Annotated in this window: 3 protein-coding genes and 2 pseudogenes; 3 read left to right on the top strand and 2 right to left on the bottom strand. The window is 61.3% G+C overall.

Annotated features, from left to right (window positions below; genetic code table 11):
- Together CWO89_RS49850 and CWO89_RS41360 are read right to left on the bottom strand one after the other, a co-directional pair.
- The coding region (locus tag CWO89_RS49850) for a helix-turn-helix domain-containing protein (protein ID WP_130583998.1) at window positions 1-123 on the bottom strand (123 nt) is incomplete at its 3' end.
- A 1,142-nt stretch (window positions 124-1,265) separates the two neighbouring features.
- Window positions 1,266-2,600: an MFS transporter gene (locus CWO89_RS41360; RefSeq protein WP_130583997.1), complete on the bottom strand. Its 1,335-nt coding sequence runs from the start codon at window positions 2,598-2,600 to the stop codon at window positions 1,266-1,268.
- 204 nt (window positions 2,601-2,804) lie between these two features.
- On the opposite strand from CWO89_RS41360, the gene CWO89_RS41355 reads away from it, so the two are divergent.
- From CWO89_RS41355 to CWO89_RS48560, 3 genes and pseudogenes are all read left to right on the top strand, one after another.
- Window positions 2,805-3,041, top strand: coding sequence for an HNH endonuclease (locus CWO89_RS41355; protein ID WP_207234681.1), 237 nt, complete (start codon window positions 2,805-2,807; stop codon window positions 3,039-3,041).
- 243 nt (window positions 3,042-3,284) lie between these two features.
- Window positions 3,285-3,952, top strand: a pseudogene (locus tag CWO89_RS41350) (DUF6504 family protein); the annotation flags it as partial.
- A pseudogene (locus CWO89_RS48560) lies at window positions 3,949-4,230 on the top strand (PHP domain-containing protein); the annotation flags it as partial. The pseudogenes CWO89_RS41350 and CWO89_RS48560, both read left to right, overlap by 4 nt.

Genomic DNA, 4,230 nt, shown 5'->3' with positions numbered 1-4,230 from the left:
GCCGGGTGCGTGACCGAACCGTCGGCGGAATGCACGGGCGAAATTAGTGTAATCGCGGTACCCGCAAGCGTAGGCTATCGTGCTCAGAGGCTGGCCCGACTTCGTCGACCCCCGGCGCTTAATAGTGCGCGCAGCTTAATCCAAGCCCACTGATTGAATGAAGCCGCTGCAGGTACAACCGCGGCCGATGGCTAAGCTGATCGTCTATCCGATCGCCGAGGGCAGATCGGTGGGAATCCGATCGACTAACTGGGTGATGAACGGGAAGGTGGGGAACGGCACATCACCGCCGCGCCTCGGCGCGAAACTGGTCTCGTCCCGGCAAGCTTGAGGAGGTGCTGCCGTTCGCGAAGTGCCTGTGGCTCCCCTTCCTTGATGTCGAGGCGCTGATCCGGGCCACGCCGCAGTTTTTTGAGTACCCGGAGTGCGATCGCGATCCGCTTCCTTCTTTCCGTGCGTGAGCCTATGGGCCGAGGTCAAACTCTTGGGCAGCGGGAGCTTGCGCACTCGTCCCACGCGGACAAGAATTTCACCTTCTGGTGACGGAAAAGGTGCGGATACCCGTGTCCGTGGTCAGCTCGCACGCGAAAGTCTTGTCGTGGCCAGATCCCTCAGTGTCGCCGCGGTGATCCTAACCTGCTGGGTGCTTCTCCTTGGGGCCTTCGGCCCACTTCGTTGCGGCCGAATCTCGATGTTTCGGTCGCGGCGGATACGCCAATGCCGCTCGGATGATGTTGGGCATTTAGCTGCCGGGGTTAGCAGGACAGATTGGATCTTGAGGGTTCGTCGGCCTTAGCGTGACGAGCGCGGCCCTGCATCCGAGGAGCACAGCGCTTGCCGCCGCGACGGCAAAGCTAACTAGTCTCATGCAAGCTAAGAGGGCGTCCCCTTTGCCCCCAGTGACGAAGACGATCATACACGCTCGTATGTAACGAAAACCATTTAAAACACCGGAAAACCCGCGGTGTTTGAAGGGCCGGCGGCAGGCGGTTTTCCGCATAGGTGGATAGAGCGCCAAGTTTGGCGTGCAGTGCGGCATCGGAGCCTTGCTGTTTGCTTGCCAGTACACGGTGGCGGTCCCTCCCTCTCCTGGTCCGCAAACCGCGGTGATGACCGTTGATGCTTCTGACACACTGATGCGCGCTGCGGCATTCGAACATGTGCAGGCGGCTGTGTGAGGTCCACGATCACCTAACGGCCGTAGAGCTGAAGCCGGGGTTTACGTTTCGTGTCGAGCAATCCCGCTCATCGACAGGCTGGTCCTCTCAGCGAGCCGGCGCCGACGCACCCGGCGCAGCGCCGGTGACCTCCATCTGCGGATTGACCCTTAGCTTCAGGGCCACAATGCTGCCGATTAGAGCGCAGCCGCCCAGGACCAACAGCCCGGCCGTGAAGTTGCCGGTCGCGTCTTTGAGGTAGCCCATGAGGAACGGTCCGGCGAAGCCGGACAGATTGCCGAGCGCATTGATCGCGGCGATCCCGGCCGCAGCCGAAGTGCCCGTCAGGAAGGCGCTCGGTATTGGCCACAGCAGTGGCGGCGTTGCGGAGACGCCGATCTGGCTCAGGCAGAGCAAGCCAAGCACCAGCGCCGGCGCGGAGACGAGGCCCGCGCCCGCAAGGCCGACCGCGGCGAGGAACATGGCAAAGCAAACGTGCTCCCGACGCTTCAATGTGCGGTCGGAGTTGCGGCCCAGCAGGACCATCCCGACGGCGCCAAACAAGAAGGGCACCGCAGACAGCAGGCCGGTCTGGAAGTTGCTTACGCCAAAGTTCTTGATGATCGTCGGAAGGAAGAACGCCACACCATAGCTCGCCGCGTTCAGACAGAAGTAGACGAACGCGCAGGCGAGGATGCGGAGGTCGGTGAGCGCCTTGACGATGCCTACGTGCTCGACCGACACCTTGTGCTGCCTCTCGGTCTCCAGCCGTCGTTCGAGCCAGCCCCTCTCGTCTTTGGCGAGCCACGCCGCGAGCGCCGGCCGGTCGGTCAGGTAAAAGATGACCCCGAAGGCCATTAGGATCGACGGCAAGGCTTCGAGGATGAAGAGCCATTGCCAGCCATCGAGTCCGGCCCCGGAGATGTTGAGCAGAGCCCCGGAGATCGGTCCGCCCGCAATCGACGAGAACGGGATGGCCAGCATGAACAGCGAGACAACCCGGGCCCGGTAGACCGACGGGAACCACAGTGTCAGGTAGAAAATGATCCCGGGAAAGAAACCCGCCTCGGCGAGACCGAGCAGGAAACGGAGGATGTAGAACACCCATTCGGTCGTGATCCCGGTCGCCGCTGAGATCGGGGCGATGAAGGCGAACAGAGCAGAGATAACGCCCCAGCTTAACATGATGCGAGCGATCCAGAGCCGTGCGCCGAACCTGTCCAGCGCGAGGTTGGATGGTACTTCGAACAGAAAGTAGGAGATGAAGAACAGGCCCGCGCCAAAGCCGTATGCCGCCTCCGACAGGCCGAGCGCCGAGTTCATCTGTAGTTTGGCGAAACCGACGTTCACCCGGTCGAGGTACGCGACGAAGTAGCAGACGAACAGGAAGGGCAGCAACCGCCACATCACCTTGCCGATGGTCCTTGCTTCGATCTCGTCCATGGCACCGTTACCTCCCTGCTCTTGGCTAGTGGGGGAGCGCTCAGGCGGCCAGGTTTGCCGATCGTACATGGCGGTGCGGCTGAACACGACCTCTATACCCCAAGTTCATTCGCGGGATTTGGTTCCCCGCTTACCGGTCGCGCCACGCGGCGGCGTTACGCACTTCGTGCAGTCAAGCAACGGCGTCACCAAGCGTCATTCCGCATGGCTGTCATAACGACCTACAACGGTCGTTGCGCGTTGTCTGGTTTATCCGAGCCGCTCCCCCTCGACGCCGCCAACATCGTCGCCGACAAGGACGAGCAGTTCGGGCAGCCCGTTGTGCCTAATGGCATTCCGCTGTCCAAAATTCATCACGCGACGTTCGACGCGCATCTGGTCGGCATCGATCCGGATTATCGCCTACATGTTTCGGCATCGCTAAGGGACTTAGCCTCGTAGCCTCGAATTAGCTCAAGTTCTTCATGATGCGCTGTCTCAGAGCGGACTTTCCCGCTCGGCGGAGCCGCCCAGTCGTTTCGCTGATGAATGCGAGCTTGCGCAACGAGCTGAAGGACGCTCTGCCGTGCAAAATTTTTCGATCCGCCCCACGTCTGACGTTCGCTGTGCCCCTGAAAGCCGACATCGCGACGGTGACGGTAGAGGCCGGCCTCGGGCCCTTTGAGACATGCCGCCGTACACTGAGATTATCTGCTTATCGGGGTAGATACCCGCGCCCAAGCTGTGCGCGTCGCGACTGCTACGCCTGTGCGCGATGCAAAGCGATTGACCCGCCTCCTTTGCGACAAGATCGAAACCATCGAGCCGGGCTTTGCATCGAACTGATGTCGATCACAGCGACGATTGCCGAGCCAATGGAGGCCAAGCAGACAATCTCCTCGCTTATCGACGATACCCCTCCGGATGTCTCCGACCTGGTCGACATTCTGACTAACCGCGCGGGCGACCGCGCTCTCTATCGTGCGACGCCCGTTGCAAGCGACGTTCCGGAGCGATCGGTAAAGCGCGTCGTGCCAATGTCGCCTGAGGGTGGCGCGACGTGGACAAGCGAATGGCCGCGCCCGGCTCGGCTGTTTATGTCGCCTGAGCCCATCGAGACTGTTGCGCTGTTACTCGATCATCCCCCCGTATCCTTCACATGGCGTGGCGTCCGGAGGCGCGTTCGGCGAGCTGATGGCCCGGACCGAGTTTACGGCGAATGGTGGACGCGCGATCCCGAGATGATCGCCGTGCGCGACTATTTCCGCGTCGAAGACGATTCCGGCGAACCCTACTGGATTTTTCGGGCAAGCGACGGCGAAAATTCAGAGACGGGATCCCACCGTTGGTTCTTGCATGGGGTCTTCAGATGACCGACCGCCCCCGCTACGCCGAACTCCAGGTTACGTCGCACTTCTTATTGCTGCGTGGCGCATCTTCCTGCGAGGACCTCTTCGCTCATGCTGCCAACCTCGGAATAGAGGCGCTTGCAATTGTAGATCGTAAATAGCCTCGCAGGGATTGTACGAGCGCATGAAGCGGCCAAAGTCACCGGTGTGCGCCTTGTCGTTGGCTGCCGCTTTGATCTTGCGGATGGCATGTCGCTCCTGGTTTATCCCACCGACCGCGCCGCCTATGGACGATTGTGCCG

The sequence above is a fragment of the Bradyrhizobium sp. Leo170 genome, from assembly GCF_004296405.1.
In the GTDB taxonomy this organism is placed as follows: domain Bacteria; phylum Pseudomonadota; class Alphaproteobacteria; order Rhizobiales; family Xanthobacteraceae; genus Bradyrhizobium.
Note: the sequence above shows the minus strand (reverse complement) of the source record. Positions and strands in the feature narration are given on the sequence as shown.